Source organism: Desulfofundulus sp. TPOSR (assembly GCF_011393055.1).
GTDB classification, from domain to species: domain Bacteria; phylum Bacillota; class Desulfotomaculia; order Desulfotomaculales; family Desulfovirgulaceae; genus Desulfofundulus; species Desulfofundulus kuznetsovii.
This window is the reverse complement of record NZ_JAAOEF010000001.1, coordinates 1,397,501-1,415,557: the sequence shown is the minus strand read 5'-3', so window position 1 is coordinate 1,415,557 and position 18,057 is coordinate 1,397,501. Positions and strand designations below refer to the sequence as shown.

The 18,057-nt window shown below is 54.7% G+C and carries 21 protein-coding genes (1 of these 21 running past the window's edge); 7 read left to right on the top strand and 14 right to left on the bottom strand.

Going from position 1 to position 18,057, the window contains the following annotated elements:
* Positions 1-78 precede the first annotated feature (78 nt).
* Positions 79-684 (top strand): spore protease YyaC, encoded by a 606-nt coding sequence (gene yyaC, locus G7K71_RS07000; protein ID WP_166344521.1) that lies wholly within the window; start codon positions 79-81, stop codon positions 682-684.
* Positions 685-700: 16 nt separating this feature from the next.
* On the opposite strand, the gene G7K71_RS20025 is transcribed toward yyaC, so the two are convergent.
* From G7K71_RS20025 to rpmH, 14 genes are all read right to left on the bottom strand, one after another.
* Positions 701-934, bottom strand: coding sequence for a YkuS family protein (locus G7K71_RS20025; RefSeq protein ID WP_166344519.1), 234 nt, complete (start codon positions 932-934; stop codon positions 701-703).
* A gap of 230 nt (positions 935-1,164) precedes the next feature.
* The gene (locus G7K71_RS06990) at positions 1,165-1,812 is read right to left on the bottom strand and encodes a phosphoribosyltransferase (RefSeq protein ID WP_207712687.1); all 648 of its coding nucleotides are present in this window, start codon (positions 1,810-1,812) and stop codon (positions 1,165-1,167) included.
* Between the two features lie 91 nt (positions 1,813-1,903).
* The gene (locus G7K71_RS06985) at positions 1,904-2,245 is read right to left on the bottom strand and encodes a hypothetical protein (RefSeq protein WP_166344517.1); all 342 of its coding nucleotides are present in this window, start codon (positions 2,243-2,245) and stop codon (positions 1,904-1,906) included.
* A gap of 181 nt (positions 2,246-2,426) precedes the next feature.
* The gene (locus G7K71_RS06980; protein WP_166344515.1) at positions 2,427-3,302 is read right to left on the bottom strand and encodes a ParB/RepB/Spo0J family partition protein; all 876 of its coding nucleotides are present in this window, start codon (positions 3,300-3,302) and stop codon (positions 2,427-2,429) included.
* A complete protein-coding gene (locus G7K71_RS06975) occupies positions 3,295-4,056 on the bottom strand; it encodes a ParA family protein (protein WP_013824541.1) in 762 nt (253 codons plus the stop codon). The genes G7K71_RS06980 and G7K71_RS06975 overlap by 8 nt, the downstream gene beginning before the upstream one ends.
* Before the next feature lie 108 nt (positions 4,057-4,164).
* Entirely contained in the window at positions 4,165-4,317 is a 153-nt protein-coding gene (locus G7K71_RS06970) for a DUF1540 domain-containing protein (protein WP_013824542.1), read from the bottom strand.
* A gap of 96 nt (positions 4,318-4,413) precedes the next feature.
* The gene (gene rsmG / locus G7K71_RS06965) at positions 4,414-5,133 is read right to left on the bottom strand and encodes a 16S rRNA (guanine(527)-N(7))-methyltransferase RsmG (protein WP_166344513.1); all 720 of its coding nucleotides are present in this window, start codon (positions 5,131-5,133) and stop codon (positions 4,414-4,416) included.
* A gap of 56 nt (positions 5,134-5,189) precedes the next feature.
* Positions 5,190-7,097 carry a tRNA uridine-5-carboxymethylaminomethyl(34) synthesis enzyme MnmG gene (gene mnmG / locus G7K71_RS06960; RefSeq protein ID WP_166344511.1) on the bottom strand — a complete coding sequence of 636 codons (1,908 nt, stop codon included), beginning with the start codon at positions 7,095-7,097 and terminating at the stop codon, positions 5,190-5,192.
* Between the two features lie 12 nt (positions 7,098-7,109).
* The gene (gene mnmE, locus G7K71_RS06955) at positions 7,110-8,495 is read right to left on the bottom strand and encodes a tRNA uridine-5-carboxymethylaminomethyl(34) synthesis GTPase MnmE (protein WP_166344509.1); all 1,386 of its coding nucleotides are present in this window, start codon (positions 8,493-8,495) and stop codon (positions 7,110-7,112) included.
* A 69-nt stretch (positions 8,496-8,564) separates the two neighbouring features.
* The gene (jag, locus tag G7K71_RS06950; RefSeq protein WP_166344507.1) at positions 8,565-9,185 is read right to left on the bottom strand and encodes an RNA-binding cell elongation regulator Jag/EloR; all 621 of its coding nucleotides are present in this window, start codon (positions 9,183-9,185) and stop codon (positions 8,565-8,567) included.
* Positions 9,160-9,846 carry a YidC/Oxa1 family membrane protein insertase gene (locus G7K71_RS06945; protein ID WP_013824547.1) on the bottom strand — a complete coding sequence of 229 codons (687 nt, stop codon included), beginning with the start codon at positions 9,844-9,846 and terminating at the stop codon, positions 9,160-9,162. Before G7K71_RS06945 ends, jag begins: the two co-directional genes overlap by 26 nt.
* Before the next feature lie 16 nt (positions 9,847-9,862).
* Positions 9,863-10,072 (bottom strand): membrane protein insertion efficiency factor YidD, encoded by a 210-nt coding sequence (yidD, locus tag G7K71_RS06940; protein WP_166344505.1) that lies wholly within the window; start codon positions 10,070-10,072, stop codon positions 9,863-9,865.
* Positions 10,073-10,078: 6 nt separating this feature from the next.
* A complete protein-coding gene (gene rnpA / locus G7K71_RS06935; protein ID WP_013824549.1) occupies positions 10,079-10,423 on the bottom strand; it encodes a ribonuclease P protein component in 345 nt (114 codons plus the stop codon).
* Between the two features lie 66 nt (positions 10,424-10,489).
* The gene (rpmH, locus tag G7K71_RS06930) at positions 10,490-10,624 is read right to left on the bottom strand and encodes a 50S ribosomal protein L34 (protein WP_013824550.1); all 135 of its coding nucleotides are present in this window, start codon (positions 10,622-10,624) and stop codon (positions 10,490-10,492) included.
* A gap of 353 nt (positions 10,625-10,977) precedes the next feature.
* Here rpmH and dnaA point away from each other — a divergent pair, with 353 nt between their 5' ends.
* The 6 genes from dnaA to gyrA all read left to right on the top strand — a co-directional run.
* Positions 10,978-12,315 (top strand): chromosomal replication initiator protein DnaA, encoded by a 1,338-nt coding sequence (dnaA, locus tag G7K71_RS06925; protein ID WP_207712792.1) that lies wholly within the window; start codon positions 10,978-10,980, stop codon positions 12,313-12,315.
* A gap of 149 nt (positions 12,316-12,464) precedes the next feature.
* Complete coding sequence (dnaN, locus tag G7K71_RS06920) at positions 12,465-13,574, top strand: DNA polymerase III subunit beta (protein ID WP_166344501.1); 1,110 nt, start codon at positions 12,465-12,467, stop codon at positions 13,572-13,574.
* Positions 13,575-13,602: 28 nt separating this feature from the next.
* Complete coding sequence (recF, locus tag G7K71_RS06915; RefSeq protein WP_166344499.1) at positions 13,603-14,709, top strand: DNA replication/repair protein RecF; 1,107 nt, start codon at positions 13,603-13,605, stop codon at positions 14,707-14,709.
* A 3-nt stretch (positions 14,710-14,712) separates the two neighbouring features.
* A complete protein-coding gene (remB, locus tag G7K71_RS06910; RefSeq protein WP_166344497.1) occupies positions 14,713-14,967 on the top strand; it encodes an extracellular matrix regulator RemB in 255 nt (84 codons plus the stop codon).
* A 100-nt stretch (positions 14,968-15,067) separates the two neighbouring features.
* Complete coding sequence (gene gyrB / locus G7K71_RS06905) at positions 15,068-16,963, top strand: DNA topoisomerase (ATP-hydrolyzing) subunit B (protein ID WP_279286307.1); 1,896 nt, start codon at positions 15,068-15,070, stop codon at positions 16,961-16,963.
* Positions 16,964-16,991: 28 nt separating this feature from the next.
* Positions 16,992-18,057, top strand: partial view of a DNA gyrase subunit A gene (gene gyrA, locus G7K71_RS06900; protein ID WP_166344495.1) — the beginning only. The gene runs 1,361 nt beyond the window's last position; only the first 1,066 of its 2,427 coding nucleotides appear in the window; the start codon lies at positions 16,992-16,994; its stop codon lies off the right edge, out of view.

Sequence of the window (18,057 nt, the reverse complement as noted above, 5' to 3'; positions counted from 1 at the left end):
AATCAACTTTCCAGGAATAATTCCGGGCCCGGGGGGGAATAAATATACTAGTTATTGGTAAATCAGGGGGAATCCAAGATGATTGACAAGGCCCAGGAAATTCAAGATTTCATGGCTGGCGGAAAGACAAGGTTTCATATAGAGGACCCCATGGCGGCCAAAAAATTTGGCTACGATCTTTTTACCCGCCTGGAACGATACGGCGCACTGTCCGGCCAGCCCCTGGTTCTGTTGTGCATTGGAACCGACCGGTCCACCGGCGACTGTCTTGGCCCGCTGGTAGGCACCAGGCTGGCCTCCAGCAACCAGGATCTTTTCGCCGTCTACGGTACCCTGGACCAGCCTGTTCATGCCAGCAACTTGCAGGAAAAGCTGGAAGAAATCTACCGGGTGCACCAGAATCCCCTGGTGATCGCAGTGGATGCCTCACTGGGCAGTATGGACAGCGTCGGCTTTGTTACCATCGGAGATGGCGCCCTGCATCCGGGAGCCGGCGTAAACAAAAGGCTGCCCCCGGTTGGCGAGATTCACATCACGGGCATTGTTAACGTGGGCGGTTTCATGGAGTACCTGGTCCTGCAGAACACCAGGTTGAACCTGGTTATGCGTATGGCCGAAGTTATCGCCCAGGGGGTACTGCATACCATAGCCCTCTGTTCCAAAAGGGAAACCCGGGAAATTTGAACCCGGGTTTCTTGTTTCATTCCAGTTCTTTGATGCGTGCTAAGACCTGATCCGGTGTTTTCCCGGCCGCATCAATCACCGGTACCTTGGTGGTAATGTCCTGCATGTTCATGGTGTTGTTGTCCAGCCCCGTAATCACCATGGCCAGGACATTTTCATCTCCGCCGGGGTTTACCACCGTATAACCCTGCTTTCGCAGGAGCTCCCTCAACCCCGTCAAATTTTCTTCCACGGCAATTTTTTTTGCCACATTAAAGCACCTCCCGTTCCCTGTTAGTATGACCGGGAGGTGCTTTTTTAACTCACTTCGCCGTGATGTTCCCGTCTTTCGCCTTCCTTGCCCGGTTTGGGTTACCGGGTAATATAACCGGCACTCCGCAAAATCGCCCCCTTTGGACAACGTCGTGCCTTTGCAGTTGGCGGGGCGTTTCTCCTGAATATTTGTCTTGCTCGCAGGGCGAAGGCGGAGAGCTGAATATTTTACGCCTGTTGCGCCGTTCTTTCTTTTAGTATTTGAATCACTTCCTGGTCGGTGGTCTGGCTGAAATCCCGGTAGAATTGTCCCACGGCGTAAAAATCGTCCGGGGTTTCCAGCACCACCAGCTGGTCCACCTCTTCTTCCAGACGGTCCAGGGTATCGCGCGGCGCCACCGGAACGGCCAAAATGAGTTTCTGGGGCTTAAATTTTTGCCGGGTCCAGCGCAGGGCGGCCAGCACCGTGTAGCCGGTGGCAATGCCGTCGTCAACAACGATAATGCACCGCCCGCTGTAATCCGGGTATTCCTCCCGGCCCCGGTACAGGATCATCCGCCTTTTTATTTCCTTTTTCTGTTCTTCCACGAGCCCGGTCAGATCTTTTTCTTCCAACCCCAGAAAAGCGAACAGTGAATGATTGAAAAAGGTTGTTCCGTCCTGCGTCACTGCACCGATGGCCACCTCTGGATTGTGCGGCGCCCCAATTTTTCTCGGGATAATCACGTCGATGGGCATGCCCAGTGCCCGGGCGATTTCCGCCCCCACCACCACCCCTCCCCTGGGTATGGCCAGCACCACCCCGTTCTGCTTGAAGACGCCTGCCAGTTCCCTGGCCAGCCTTTTGCCCGCGTCAACACGGTCGGCAAAAATCATGGGGTTACCACCACCTTTTTTGTATCCTGGACCTGTTGCCCATAGATCTGAGTATATTTAGATTCGGTGGTAATCAAACGTAAAATGCTTGTTAAATTGAACTTTTTCGCTCACTGGAAAGGCCGTAATCCGCCTTCATCTTCTCATAACGGGCATAGGTAACTGGAGAAATTTCAGCAATTGGGAGCGCATCAAGAAGGGGTAATATTTTTCTCAAGCTTTCGCCCCTGAGCATCCACTGGTAGTAGTTACGGCCGCCATGGGTATACGGGCCGTACAGGCGCGAGCCCGGAACGTTCTGAGTCAGCCACTCAAAAAGGCGACGGTGCCGCGCATGCATGCGCAGTGTTATCTGTGGTTGCCTGCCGTCACCGCCAAAATGGCCCTCTCCCACCAGCAGTCCGAGCAAAAAGCCGAGTTTAAAATCATCCATACCTTACCTCCGTATTGTTGTTTCACCGTCATGTAACACGTGAAACATTTTCAAAATCCTTAACGGATACTATACACATAACTACCCGGAGCGGCGGTCGTCCCCCGTCGCCCTGTGCTACAGGCCGGACGAAACACCGGTTACCTCGGAGCAAACCTGGCAGCACTGCATATGCGTCAATTTAATTCATGAGAAGATTAATAATTTCGTCCAGCTGTGCCCGGCTCTCAAAGGCAATTTCAATAACTCCCCGGCCCCCACGCCGGGCACGAATACGCACCCTCGTACCAAGGGCACCACCAAGCATGTCTTCCATAGATTCCAATTCCTCATCCTTACTACGGGAAGAATGAGAAGCCTGTTTTTGTGCAGGCTCATGGTTTTTACCATCCCTGCCTGTAAAACGGCGGATCAGTTCCTCGGTTTCACGGACATTTAAGCCACCAGAAACCACTTCCCGGGCGGCGGCAATTTGCGCGGCCGCATCATCCAGGGAAAGGATGGCCCGGGCGTGACCGGCTGTAATCAGACCAGCGCTGAGCATGTCCTGCACTTCGGGAGGCAAACTCAACAAGCGCAAGGTGTTGGCGATAAATGGCCGGCTCTTTGCCACCAACCTGGCGATATCTTCCTGGGTGAGCCCAAACTCATCAATCAACCGGCGGTAAGCCACCGCTTCTTCCAGGGGGTTCAAGTCTTCCCGCTGCACATTTTCGATCAAAGAAATGGCCGAAGCCTCCAGGTCGCCGTAATCCCGGATGATGGCGGGGATAAATTCCAGGCCCAGCATACGGCAGGCCCGCCAGCGACGCTCACCAGCAATGATCTCATACTTGCCACCGGGAACAGGCCGGACCACAATGGGCTGTACAACGCCGTGCTCCTGTATGGAAAGCGCAAGCTCTTGAATTTTTTCCTGGTCAATGGCCTGGCGGGGCTGGCGGGGGTTCGGCTGCACATCGTCAACCCGGATCTCCTGGAGCGCGCCCTCACCTTCGGATTGCACCACAGGGATTAAGGCACCCAGCCCCCTACCAAGACCGCGTTTTTTACTCAATGCCCATCACTTCCTTAGCCAGCTCATGATAAACCTCCGACCCCCGGGAACGGCGATCGTAAATCATGATCGGCTGTCCGTGACTGGGGGCCTCACTCAAGCGAACATTGCGGGGAATTATGGTTCTATAAACCTGGCCGGGGAAAAATTTTTTTACCTCTTCCACCACCTGAATGCTCAGGTTGGTCCGCCCGTCAAACATGGTCAACAATATGCCTTCCAGCTCCAGTTGGGGGTTTAAATGCCTCTGAACCAGGTGAATGGTATTCATTAACTGACCAACCCCCTCGAGAGCATAGTATTCGCATTGAATGGGAATTAAAACCGAATCGGCGGCTGCCAGGGCGTTAAGGGTAAGTAAACCAAGGGAGGGAGGACAATCAACAAAAATATAATCAAATTTTTCCCGCACGGGTTGCAGTGCTTTGCGCAGGACACGCTCCCGGTCGGCCATGGACACCAGTTCAATTTCAGCTCCGGCCAGCTCAATATTGGCCGGGACTAATTTTAAGCCGGGCACGGAAGAGTCCACAAAAACAGCGACCAGCTCACGCCCGCCAATGATTACATCGTAAATGGAAAACTCCAGCTGGTCTTTATCAATGCCCAAGCCACTGGTGGCATTACCCTGGGGATCAATATCCACTAAAAGGACCTGTTTTCCCATAAGGGAAAGCCATGCCGCCAGATTTACTGCCGTAGTTGTTTTGCCCACACCTCCTTTTTGATTGGCAATGGCAATGGTCTTTCCCAATGGTAACCACTCCTTCAACTGGTTCATGTGGGCAAATATTCAACAGAACCAGCGGCTGTTCCTGCAAAGAAAAATGGCCGCCATCTAAAACAGCGGCCATTTCCCGTATTAACTCCGTGGTTTAAAAGTTTCACATTTGGTTTGAGGAGAATGACTGGCCTTGCTAACACCATTGCGGTCTACCTGAATCATCGGAGCGTCGCAAACCATATCGCTGTTGTACTGGCACTCCGAAACTGAACATTTAATTTGTTGTGCCATAGGGATCCTCACCTCCAACAGTAGGTTGCCCCGCCGCTTAATAGTTTATGTATGGTAAAACAACTTTTTTGAAAAATAAGCTACCCCAGGAAAAACCTACAACGGACGGCGCTGCGGGACGCCCGGTCGCCGCGGGTATTTTTCCGGGGTAGATCCTGTTTTCTCAATTAAGACCAGTTTCCTCTCGTCGCCGGTTACTGGCAAAAAAACTGTCATGATCTCTTTTACATTACCACCCAGAACATTCAAGGCATTCCCGCTGGCGGGCAACTCCTCCTGCACCGCCGGACCCTTGAGAGCAATAAAATAACCTCCAATTCTTAAAAAGGGAAGGGCATATTCCAGCAGCACGGGCAGCGGGGCTACCGCCCGGGCCAGAGCCAAATCAAAGGAAGCACGGTAACGGGCATGGTGGGCCAGTTCCTCGGCGCGGCCGCAGACTATCTCCACATCCGACATACCCAAAGCACCGGTCACCTGGCGCAAAAACGAAACCTTTTTGCCTGTTGATTCGACCAGGGTACAAAGTAGATCTTCACGCACAATTTTCACCGGCAGACCGGGAAAACCCGCACCGGTGCCAATATCAACGACCCTGGCCCCACCGGCTGGGTTATGGACCAGCAGGCAGGTTAAAGAATCGATAAAATGCTTTATCGCCACGTCCCGGGGCTCCACCAGGGAGGTTAAATTAAACTTTTCATTCCACTCGATCAACAAACGGTAATAACGAAAAAAACGTTCGCACATATCTTCCATCAGGGAAATGCCCAAAGTGCCGGCGGCACCACGAAGCAATTGCTTGAATTCATGCAAACAGTACTACCCCCTTCAGCTGCCACGAAAGGCACGGCACTGTCCCCGGGAGAAGGCTACTTCTGCCCATCATGGCTACCTTCTACCTTTTGCGCCCGGTGGCGGCTCTCCAGGTAAACCAGGAGCACGGCAATATCGGCGGGATTGACCCCAGATATACGGCTTGCCTGGCCGATGGAACGGGGGCGAATTTGTTCCAGCTTTTGCCTTGCCTCGGTGGCCAGCCCCTTGATGGCGCTATAGTCTATGTCATCGGGAATACGCCGGTTCTCCAGCTTTTCAAACCGGTCCACCTGGGCCTGCTGCTTTTTAATGTAGCCTTCATATTTAATCTGGATCTCCACTTCTTCTTCCACATCCTCAGGGAGCCCGGGGACTTCCGGATCGATTTCCTTAATGTGCCGGTAGGTAATCTCGGGCCGGCGCAACAACGCGGCCAGAGAAGCTGGCTGTTGCAGCGGTGAGCTACCAGCATTTTCCAGCACGGCCTGTACCTTTTCATCCAACGTAACCATGGTGCGGCGCAAACGATCAACCTCTTCATTAATCATACGCCGCCTCTCTTCAAAGACCCGGTACCGTTCGGGAGTGACCAGTCCCACCTCGTAACCCTTTTCCGTAAGCCGCAGGTCCGCGTTGTCCTGGCGCAGGAGCAAACGATATTCGGCACGGGAGGTAAGCATGCGGTAGGGCTCGTTGGTGCCCTTGGTGACCAGGTCGTCGATCAGCACGCCAATGTAGGCCTCGGATCGGGACAGGATCAGCGGGTCTTTATCCTGGATGAAACGGGCGGCGTTAATGCCGGCGATAATGCCCTGGGCGGCCGCCTCTTCGTAACCGGAAGTGCCGTTAATCTGCCCGGCGCTGAACAAACCGCTGATGGTCTTGCACTCCAGGGAAAGTTTCAACTGGGTGGGAATGAGATAATCGTACTCGATGGCATAGCCCGGGCGCATTATCTCAACTTTTTCCAGGCCGGGCAGGGAACGGAGCATGGCCAGCTGGACATCCTCAGGAAGGCTGGTGCTCATCCCCTGCACGTACATCTCCACCGTATCCAGGCCCTCGGGCTCGATGAACACCTGGTGGCTCTCGCGGTGGGCAAAGCGCACCACCTTGTCTTCAATGGACGGGCAGTAGCGGGGTCCCGTCCCTTTGATGAAACCGCTGAACAGGGGAGAACGGTGCAGGTTTTCCCGGATAATACGGTGGGTTTCCGCAGTGGTATAGGTAAGCCAGCAGGGCACCTGTTCCCGGTGGGTTACGGGGGAAACAAAAGAAAAATTCAGCAGGCGGTCATCCCCCGGCTGGATGGTCAGCTTACTAAAATCTATGGTCCGCCGGTCCACCCGGGCGGGGGTGCCGGTCTTAAACCGGCCCAGTTCCAGACCCAGCTCCCGCAAAGAATCGGACAACCCCACGGCGGCAAACTGGCCGTTGGGACCGCCTGTATAGGCCAGGTCGCCGATAATGATACGGCCGTTCAAATAGGTCCCGGTGGTAAGGATCACCACCGGGGCCAGGAACTTGGCGCCGGTTGTTCCCACAACCCCTTCCACGCGATTGCCCCTGACCAGCAGACGCTCCACCAGGACCTGCTTCACGTCCAGGCGCTCCTGGCTTTCCAAAACTTTCTTCATGCTCCACTGGTAACGCTTCTTGTCGGCCTGGGCCCGCAGGGCCCGCACAGCCGGTCCCTTTGCGGTATTCAACAGGCGCATCTGGATGGCCGTGCGGTCGGTGTTGAGGCCAATTTCGCCCCCCAGGGCATCTACCTCCCGTACCAGCTGGGCCTTGGCCGGGCCACCAACGGCCGGGTTGCAGGGCATCAAGGCCACATTATCTAAATTTAACGTGAGTACCAGAGTGCGGCAGCCCATGCGGGCCGCGGCCAGGGCCGCCTCGCAACCGGCATGGCCTGCCCCCACGACGATCACATCATATTTTCCCGCCACATATTCCACGAGAGCAAGACCTCACTTTCCGATGCAGAAATCCCGGAAAATACGATCAACAATATCCTCGGCAACCGTGGTGCCGGTAATTTCACCCAGAGCCTCCCAGGCCGCTCTTAAATCAATGGCCACCAGATCCAGGTTTTCACCGGCGGACAAAGCGCGGAGCACTTCCTGCAGGTGTTCGTAGCAACGGGCCAGGGCCTGCTTGTGGCGCACATGGCTGACCAGGGGCAGCTGTGAGGCCACCGCCTGACCGCCGAGAATCATCCGTTCTATGGCCTCCTCCACCTGGGCCAGGCCCTGCCCGGTCTTTACCGAGATAACCTTCACAGGTTTGTCCGGGAAAAGCGGGGTCACCTGCCGCGCCAGGGCCTCGCCGTCGCCAATATCACTCTTATTCACCAGAATGATCCCCGTTTGCTCCCGCACCAACTCAAGGATGGAGCGGTCCTCGGGCGTCAATCCCGTGCTGGCATCCAGAACCACCAACACCAGATCAGCCATTTTTACCAGGTCCCGTGAACGCTCCACGCCGATCCTTTCCACAATGTCGTCGGTCTTCCGCAAGCCCGCCGTATCGGCCAGACGAATGGGTATGCCCCGGATATTCACCACTTCCTCGATAATATCCCTGGTGGTCCCGGGAATCTCGGTAACAATGGCACGCTTTTCCCGCAGTAGAGAGTTAAGCAGGGAGGATTTACCCACATTAGGACGGCCCACAATGACCGTACGCAATCCCTCCCGGTAAACCTTGCCGTACCGGGCCTGCCGGAGGAGTTCCTCCAAATCGCCCATGATAGCGCGTACCGACTCTACCATATCCTCACGGGTGGCCTCTTCAATCCCCTCTTCGGGAAAGTCGATGCTAGCCTCCACCTGAGCCACCAGGCCCAGCAACCGGTCCTGAAAGGCACGCACCCGGGAGGAGAGCTCTCCGGCCAGCAAAGACATGGCCACCGCAAGACCAGCCTCCGTTTTTGCCCGGATAATATCCAGGATTGACTCGGCCTGGGCCAGGTCCAGGCGGCCGTTTAAAAAGGCCCGCCGGGTAAATTCGCCGGGCTCGGCCAGCCTGGCGCCGTGCTGCAGTACCAGCTCCAGGATTCTCCGCAGGGGGACGATGCCCCCGTGGCAGTTAAATTCCACCACATCTTCCCGGGTAAAAGTGCGGGGGGCATACATCACCCCCAGCAAAACTTCATCCACTGGCTGGCCGGTGGCCGGATCCACCACCAAACCGTAAAACAGGCGGTGGCTGCCCTGCTTCCGCCAGTCCACACCCGTGCGGCTGACAAACAATTTTTCCGCTATGGCCACGGCCTCGGGGCCGGAAACACGCACGATACCGATGGCCCCCTCGCCAAGAGGAGTGGCAATGGCTGCAATGGTATCATCCAACACCAGTCAACACCACCATTTGAAAAAACCCAGCCCGGCTTAAACCGGCTGGGTCTGCAGTGAAGAACGCGACTATTTTTTCGGGGAGATGATGATTTTGCGGTAAGGCTCTTCGCCCTCACTGTAGGTATAGATATCGTCCCTTCCCTGAAGCGCGGTATGGATGATTCTGCGCTCGTGGGAAGTCATCGGTTCCAGGACCACATTCCGGCCGCGCTGTTTGGCTTTTTCGGCCAGCTTTACAGCCAGACGCTGCAGAGTTTCCTCCCGCCGGCGGCGGTAACCCTCCACATCAAGAAAAACCTTGCAACGCTGGTTCTGGTTCTTGTTGACGTAGAGAGTTAGCAGGTACTGAAGGGCATCAAGGGTTTCTCCCCTCCTGCCGATCAGTATGCCCACATCTTTTCCCTCTATATCAATAAACACGTTATTTTCCTTTTCTTCGATAGCCATGTCTACGGGGAGGTTCATGGCCTCTAAAAGCTGATCGAGCAATTCCTTTGCCCGGCGCGATGGCGTATCTTTAACCCTCACCCTGACCCGGGCCGGTCGTGAACCCAGCAGGCCCAAAAAACCCCTGGAAGGTTCCTCTAAAACCTCAATTTCCGCTTCCTCCCGGGAAATTCCCAGCTGGGCCAGCGCCAGGGAAACCGCCTCGTCCACTGTTTTAGCGGTTTTCTCTACTCCCTCCACCGGTGTTTAGCGCCTCCTTCAAACCTTGGGTATGCCTGTTCACAAAATACTGCTGGAGAATCCCAACGGCATTGAAAACAACCCAGTATAAAGCCAGGCCTGCAGGCACGGTAGCACTAATCCAGGCAATAAAGATGGGCATGATGATCAGCATGGTGCGCTGGGTGGGATCGGTCATGTTGGTGGTCATGCGCGATTGAACATAGGTAGTTAACCCGGCTAAAAGGGGGAGGATAAAATAGGGATCTCCCACCTGGCTCAAGTTTTTCACCCACAGAAACCGGGCATGGGCAGGGTCCGCATAATTAAAATGCAAAAGCGCACGATAGAGGGCAATTAAAATGGGCATCTGAATCAAAAGGGGCAGGCATCCGGCCATGGGGTTCACATTATGTTCCCGGTATAGTTCCATGATTTTTTGCTGCATCTTCTGGGGATCTTTGTTCCGATAACGATCCTGAATCTCTTTAACCTTGGGCGCCAGCTGTTGCATGATCACCATAGAGCGCATCTGCTTGACGGACAGGGGGTAAAGGATAATCTTAATGAGAATAGTTAGCAGGATAATCGCCAGGCCGTAATTGGCCACATGAGCCAGCTCTGTAAGGTGATACAACCAGTTTAACAGAGCGGTCATGCCATCAACTAGAGCTTGAAACAAACCATCCCCTCCTTGCTTATTTAACCGGATCATAGCCACCCCGGCAAAGGGGATGGCAACGGAAAAGACGCCACAGGGCTAAAAGCAAACCGCGGGCCACACCGTATTTATCCACGGCCTGCACGGCGTACTCGGAACACGTGGGATAAAAACGGCAACTGGGCGGTTTCAAAGGCGAAACAAAACGCTGGTAAAAACGCAATCCGGCGATAACCAGAGCGCGCATGGGCGGTCAACCTTTCGGTGTCATCTTACGGGCGGCCCGCCGGGTCAGGTGATAGAGCTGTCCCGCCAGATCACGGAAGTTTTTCCCCACGGCCTCCCTGCGGGCGATGATTACTACATCATGGTCTTGAGGAAACCAACCCTCATTGAGACGGCAGATTTCCCGCAAAATACGGCGCACGCGGTTCCGAATAACAGCCTTGCCCGTTTTTTTACTTACGGAAAAACCAAAACGCCGGCCCTGTCCTCGATTACGGGACAAATACAGGACCAGGGCGTTACTGGCCACGGAATGACCCCGCCGGTAAACCCGTTGAAAATCTTTTTTCTTTTTTAAAATCTCCATGGCCATGGATCAATCCCGTTCACAAAACCATCCGACCAAATTACGAAAAGGCCACCCTTACATCAAGCGGCCTTATGCGGTGAGTCTTTTTCTTCCCTTCAGCCTTCTCCTCTTAATTACGTTGCGGCCCGCCCTGGTGGACATGCGCTTTAAAAAGCCGTGAATCTTTTTACGCTTCCTGTTCTTCGGTTGATAAGTGCGCTTCAAGTCATCACACCTCCTCACCACCGTCCCGACTGGAAAAACCAGACACATCACAAGTAATTATATAGGAAAAACCCTTCCCAAGTCAAGAAAAAACCCCCGGGCGGCAATTGCCTGTCCACAACATGCATAATTATCCACAGGGTACCATTTTATCGGTTGATAAGCCCCGGCAAATTTGATATGATTGAATCGCCGGCCACCGGAGATAAAATTACCCACAAGTTGTGGGTAAAGTTGGGCATAAAGCTGTCGATATCTATACTAAAAAATCAAAGGGACAAGCCCCGTTAAATCGCCTGCGGAGGCTTTTTTAAGTTTAACAATCGTCTGTAAGCAGGGGGTTACCACACATGATGAAAACACATGTTACCGAAATTTGGGAGGAACTCCTGGCCCATATCCAGCCGCGCCTGGATGCGGAAACCTATGAGATCTGGCAGGAATCGGTACTCCCCCTGGGGTTTCACCGGAGCACATTCTTTATCCAGGTTCCCAACCAATTTTACAGGGACTGGCTGGTAACCCGCTACGCATCCATAATTAAAAATTACCTGCAGGAAATCACCAGAGACGAAATTGAAGTACAATTTTTACCCGCAGAAGAAGTTAATGAAAAACTACTCAACAGAATACGCAAATCGACGCCTTCTATGGCCGCGGAAACCTGCCCCCTCAACCCCCGTTACACCTTTGATACCTTCGTGGTGGGCAATAGCAACCGGTTTGCTCACGCAGCCTGCCTGGCAGTAGCCGAATCTCCGGCGGAAACCTATAATCCCCTGTTTATTTACGGCGGAGTAGGACTGGGGAAAACCCACCTGATGCATGCCATAAGCCACTATATCCTGGAACGGGGCAACCACAGCCGCATAGTTTACGTTACTTCCGAAAAGTTTACCAATGAACTGATCAACGCCATTGCGAACAAGCGGGCAGTGGAATTCCGCGACAAGTACCGGGGCATGGACGTGCTGCTCATTGATGACATCCAGTTCCTGGCCGGTAAGGAACGCACCCAGGAAGAATTCTTCCATACTTTTAATACTTTATACGAAGCAAACAAGCAGATCGTCATTTCCAGCGACCGGCCGCCCAAAGAAATACCAACGCTGGAAGACCGTCTGCGCTCACGCTTTGAATGGGGTCTGATAACAGACATCCAACCGCCGGATCTGGAAACGAGAATTGCCATTCTGAGAAAAAAAGCCCACCTGGACAACGTAAACGTACCCGATGAAACGCTGGAATACATAGCGCAGCAAATCACATCCAACATCCGGGAACTGGAGGGGGCGCTCATCCGGGTGGTAGCCTACGCCTCCCTGTACAAGCTGCAGATTACCACCCAACTGGCCCGGGATATCCTGAAGGACATTCTACCCAGCAAATCGCCCAAACAGATTACAGCACAGCTCATCCAGGAAAAGGTAGCCGCCTACTACGGCCTCAAACCCGAGGACTTCAAGTCCAAAAAGCGCAGCCGCAATGTGGCCTTCCCCCGGCAGATCGCCATGTACCTGGCCCGCGAACTGACGGACCTCTCCCTGCCCCAAATCGGGGACGCCTTCGGAGGAAGGGACCATACCACCGTGCTTCACGCTTACGAAAAGATCAGCACCCAGCTGGCCACCGACGCGCTGCTGGAACAAGCAATTAAAGAAATCAAGCAAAAAATTAAAGAAGAAGTATAGCGTGTTTAATTATCCACAGGAGAAGAATCACATTTTTAGCCTTATTTACAGGCAAAGAGGCACTTATCCACAAGTGCACAATCATTACTATAAACTACTAGCTTAATATGCTTATCCTTAATAATGATCACGATTGTGGGGGAAAGCCCGTGAAGTTTACCACAAGCAAATCGACCCTTGCCTACGCCACAGGAACTGTACAAAAAGCAGTTTCCCCGCGGTCGCCGCTGCCCATCCTCTCGGGCATCCTCTTTGAAGTACACGGCGACCAGCTAACCGTTACCGGGTCCGACACGGAACTGACAGTCCAATGTACGGTGAACGTAGAAACGGAAAAGGAAGGTTCCATCGTCCTGCCCATCCGCTATATTGCAGACCTGGTCCGTTACCTGCCGGACGTACCCATCCAGTTCCACACCCTGCCGGAAAGTACCAGTACCACCATAATCTACGGGGCCTCGCAGGTAAACATCCATGGGTTTGAACCGGAACAGTACCCGCGTCTGCCGGCAATGGAAAAGGGAGTCAGCTTTTCCCTGCCCCAGAATATACTGAGGGATATGCTGCGACAGGTACTCTTTGCCGTTTCCACCGATGAAACGCGCCCCATCTTCACCGGCGTTCTGATGCAGGTAGAAGGTAGCCAGCTGAGGCTGGTGGCCACCGATACTTACCGCCTGGCCGTGCGCCGCTTTCAGCTGGAGCAGGAACCGGAACAACAAATTAACGCCATTATCCCTGGAAAAACTTTAAACGAAGTGGCCAGGTTAACCGGCGGTACTGAAGATGAAATAACTATTATATGCGGGGAAAATCACGTTTTCTTCCTTACCGGAACACTGAAAATAGCCTCCCGGTTAATTGCGGGGCAGTACCCTCCCTATGAACAGGTTATTCCGAGAGAATTTATTACACGCACGCGGCTGGCCACCAGGGAAATACTGGAAGCAACAGAAAGAGCCTCTTTGCTTGTGCGCGAGGGGTACCCGGTGGTACAATTCTCACTACAGGAGAACGGTTGTGTGGTTTCCGTACAGACCCAGGTTGGCTGGATCCGGGAAGAGGTTAGCGGGGTAGTGGAAGGGGAACCCCTGGAAATCTGGTTCAACGCACGGTACATGGGTGAAAGCCTGCGGGCCCTGGGCAGCGAAGAATTAAGCCTGGAACTAACTGGCCCTTTGAGTGCAGCCGTGCTCAGGCCGGCGGGGGAGGAAAATTATCTTTCCCTGCTGCTGCCGGCAAAACCACCTAAAGAATAGCGGCTGCCAAAAGCTCGGGAGGAATCCAGTGCGCATACAGCAGATCCGCCTGGAAAATTTTCGTGGCTATGCCCGGCTACACTGGCAACCCGACCCCTTGATCAATATCATTACGGGAGGTAATGCCCAGGGTAAGACCAACCTCCTGGAGGCCATTTTTTTTGGCTTCACCGGGCATTCCTTCCGAACAATCCGCGACAGGGAGATGATCCGCTGGGGCAGTTCCTTTTGCCGGGTGGAAATAAATTTCCGGTCCGGACAGCAGGAAAACTCTACGGTCATTCTTCTTACCGCCGAAGGAAAAAAGCAGAGGAAGCTAAACGCAAACGCGGGTCGGGTCATGGACCCGGTCCTGCTGCCCGTGGTGTTTACCCCCGATCACCTGCTGATGATCAAGGGGAGTCCTGCCGTGCGGCGCCGCTGGCTGGATCAGGAAGTGGGGCCCCTGCAACCGGGCTATTTGACCTGTCTTCGCCGCTACCAGCAGGTGCTGGCCCAGCGAAACAAACTATTACAGGGAATGAGGGTAAACCAGCGCACCCGGCAGGAGCTGGAGCCGTGGAACCAGCAACTGGCGGCTTTTGGCGCCAAAATTATTGCCTGGCGCTGCCGCCTGCTGGCCGAGCTCTCCCCCATAGTACGCGAGATTTACGGCCAGATAGGCGGGAGGGGTGAAAAGGCGGGACTCCTGTACCTTTCCTCCCTCCCCCTGGAACGGACAACTGGAGAAACGGAAATCTGTGAGCGCTTTATGGGGGAATTATCCAGGCGCTATGCCGAGGAAGTAGCCCGGGGCCAAACTCTGACTGGACCCCACCGGGACGACCTGGGCACCACCATCAACGGACAGGACGCCCGCCGCTTTGGCTCCCAGGGGCAGCAGCGCACCCTGGTTCTGGCGCTAAAGCTGGCCCAGCTGGAACTGGGAAGGCGCTTTGCGGGGGATTACCCCGTCGTCCTCCTGGATGACGTTTTTTACGAACTGGATCAAAACCGGAGGGCACAGCTGGTCGAGCACATCCGGAGTAAAACGCAGGTTTTCGTGACGACCAGCCAATCCGCCGGTGAGGATATTGCTGGCCTTTCCGGGCGCGTAATAACCGTCCGGGAACATGTACTTCATGAAGGGGGTTAGATTTTGTTTTTACATCTTGGCGGTGATGTGATCATCCCTAAAAAAGACGTAATTGCTATATTGAACGTGCGCGCGGAGAATTCTCCTATCACGAGGGAGTTTTTGGAAATTGCCAGGGGGGAAAAAACGGTACGGATAATTGCGGAAAAGGGCAAGGAAAAATCCTTTATCCTTACCCGCGAGCAGATATTTGTATCCCCTATTTCCTGTTCCACCTTAAAGAAAAGGGCGGAAATGATAATTTCCACTGAGGATTAGCTAAAAGATTCCAAAATAAGGTTATAATTTTTAGTATGACAGGCGTTAGTAAGAGATTTGTTTTTAAGAAATGGAGGTCCCGGCCTTGCTGGAACAGGAGATGAACAATCGCTACGGCGCAGAAGAAATACAGGTTCTCGAAGGACTGGAAGCCGTCCGCCGCCGCCCGGGGATGTATATAGGAAGCACCGGTCCCCGGGGCCTGCACCACCTGGTTTACGAAGTGGTGGACAACAGCATAGACGAAGCCATGGCCGGTTTCTGCGACCGGATAGAAGTCATAGTCCATAAAGACAACAGCGTGACCGTGATTGACAACGGCCGCGGCATTCCCGTGGACATTCACCCCAAAACCGGCCTGCCGGCGGTAGAAACGGTCCTCACCATGCTGCACGCCGGGGGAAAATTTGGGGGCACCGTATACAAGGTTTCCGGAGGGCTGCACGGAGTAGGGGTGTCGGTAGTAAACGCCCTTTCCGAGTGGCTGGAGGTGGAGATTCGCCGGGACGGGCATGTTTACCACCAGCGCTACGAACGGGGGAAAGCCGTCACTCCGTTAAAAACCGTCGGTACGGCCAATGCCACGGGCACCAAGGTTTCCTTTAAGCCGGATGCGGAAATCTTTGAAGAGCTGGTGTTCAACCATGAAACCTTGAGCCAGCGCCTCCGGGAACTGTCCTTTTTAAACCGGGGCATTAAAATTATCTTCCGGGATGAGCGTACGGGCCAGGAGATAGTCTACCAGCACGACGGCGGCATCAGGGATTTTGTGCGCTACCTGAATAAAAATAAAGAAGTCCTGCACAACAGGCCCATTTACGTGTTTGGCGAGCGGGATAACGTCCAGGTGGAGGTGGCCCTGCAATACACGGAAGGCTACGTGGAAAGTCTGTTTTCCTACGTCAACAACATCCACACCGTGGACGGGGGCACCCATGAGGCCGGTTTTAAAAGCGCCCTCACCCGGGTGATCAATGACTACGGGAGAAAATACAACCTCTTAAAAAACGGCACCCCGGCCCTTGCGGGGGAGGACATCCGGGAAGGGCTGACAGCGGTGATCAGCGTTAAGGTGCCGGAGCCCCAGTTTGAAGGCCAGACCAAGACCAAGCTGGGGAACAGCGAAGTGCGGGGGATTGTGGATACGGTGGTGGCCGACGGGCTGGCCACCTTCCTGGAGGAGAACCCGGGCGTCGCCCGCAGGATAATGGACAAAGCCATCACCGCCGCCCGGGCCCGGGAAGCCGCCCGCAAGGCCCGGGAGTTGACCAGGCGCAAGAGTGCCCTGGAAAGCGCTTCTTTGCCCGGGAAGCTGGCCGACTGTTCCGACCGGGATCCCAGCAAGACTGAATTGTACCTGGTGGAGGGTGACTCGGCCGGCGGTTCGGCCAAGCAAGGGCGGGACCGGCGGTTCCAGGCTATCCTGCCCCTGCGGGGCAAAATCTTGAACGTGGAAAAGGCGCGTATGGACAAGATCCTGGCCAACGAGGAGATCCGGGCCCTGATCACGGCCCTGGGCACGGGCATCGGGGAGGACTTCGACTTGAGCAAGGCCAGGTACCATCGCATCCTGCTCATGAGCGATGCGGACGTGGACGGGGCCCATATCCGCACCCTGCTTTTAACCTTCTTTTACCGCTACATGCGCCCTTTATTGGAGGCGGGTTACGTTTATATTGCCCAACCTCCCCTGTACCGCATTCGCAAGGGCAAGGTTGACCGGTATGCTTACAGCGATGCCGAGCTGGAGGAAATCCTCAAGGAAATCGGGCGCGACGGAGTTTCCATTCAGCGCTACAAGGGTCTTGGTGAAATGAACCCGCAGCAGCTCTGGGAAACCACCATGAACCCGGAAAAGCGAACCATTTTAAAGGTAAGCATAGAGGACGCTATAGAAGCGGACGCCATCTTCTCCATGCTCATGGGAGACCGGGTTGAGCCCCGCCGGGAGTTTATCCAGCAGAACGCCCGGGCCGTGCGCAACCTGGATGTGTAAGCAAAACTAACTTCTGAGGTGACCGTTTTTGTCCGTTAACATCGGCAAGGTAATTCCCATCGACATCAACGAGGAAATGAAGCATTCCTACCTGGATTACGCCATGAGCGTAATCGTGGGCCGGGCCCTGCCCGATGTGCGGGACGGGCTGAAACCCGTGCACCGGCGCATTCTTTACGCCATGCACCAGCTGGGGCTTACCCCCGACCGTCCCCACCGCAAGAGCGCCCACATTGTGGGTGAGGTAATGTCCAAGTTCCACCCCCACGGGGATATGGCCATTTACGACGCCCTGGTGCGCATGGCCCAGGACTTTGCCAGCCGCTATCCCCTGGTGGACGGCCACGGCAATTTTGGTTCCGTTGATGGCGACGCTCCGGCGGCTATGCGCTACACGGAAGCCCGCATGGCCCGCATTACCATGGCCATGCTGGCGGATATTGAAAAGAATACGGTCGATTTTATCCCCAATTACGACGGCAGCACCGAGGAACCCGCGGTGTTACCCGCCCGCATCCCCAACTTGCTCGTGAACGGCTCTTCGGGCATTGCCGTGGGCATGGCCACCAATATCCCGCCCCACAACCTGGGGGAAGTAATTGACGGCGTGATCAGGCTAATCGACAACCCGGACATCACCATCCCGGAGTTGATGCAGGTAATCAAGGGGCCCGACTTCCCCACCGGCGGGAAGATTATGGGCCGCCAGGGCATCCGGGAGGCCTACCAGACGGGTCGGGGGGCCATAAAGGTGCGCGCCCAGGCCACGGTGGAAAAAATTGGCGGAGGTAAGAGCGCCATTATCGTCCACGAGATACCTTTTATGGTGAACAAGGCCCGGCTGATTGAAAAAATCGCCGAACTGGTCCGGGAAAAGAAAATCGACGGCATTACCGATCTGCGGGACGAATCGGACCGGCGGGGAATGCGCATTGTCATTGAGCTGCGGCGTGATGCCAAGCCCCGGGTGATCCTGAACCAGCTCTACAAGCATACCCAGATGCAGGAAACCTTCGGGGTAATCATGCTGGCCCTGGTGGACGGCCAGCCCCAGGTATTGAACCTGCGGCAGATGCTGGGCCATTACCTGGAAC

Coding starts and splice junctions, on each gene's coding strand:
- yyaC (WP_166344521.1), top strand. CDS start 79: ATGATTGACAAGGCCCAGGAAATTCAAGATTTCATGGCTGGCGGAAAG.
- G7K71_RS06990 (WP_207712687.1), bottom strand. CDS start 1,812: ATGATTTTTGCCGACCGTGTTGACGCGGGCAAAAGGCTGGCCAGGGAA.
- G7K71_RS06985 (WP_166344517.1), bottom strand. CDS start 2,245: ATGGATGATTTTAAACTCGGCTTTTTGCTCGGACTGCTGGTGGGAGAG.
- G7K71_RS06970 (WP_013824542.1), bottom strand. CDS start 4,317: ATGGCACAACAAATTAAATGTTCAGTTTCGGAGTGCCAGTACAACAGC.
- yidD (WP_166344505.1), bottom strand. CDS start 10,072: ATGCGCGCTCTGGTTATCGCCGGATTGCGTTTTTACCAGCGTTTTGTT.
- rnpA (WP_013824549.1), bottom strand. CDS start 10,423: ATGGCCATGGAGATTTTAAAAAAGAAAAAAGATTTTCAACGGGTTTAC.
- dnaA (WP_207712792.1), top strand. CDS start 10,978: ATGAAAACACATGTTACCGAAATTTGGGAGGAACTCCTGGCCCATATC.
- gyrB (WP_279286307.1), top strand. CDS start 15,068: ATGAACAATCGCTACGGCGCAGAAGAAATACAGGTTCTCGAAGGACTG.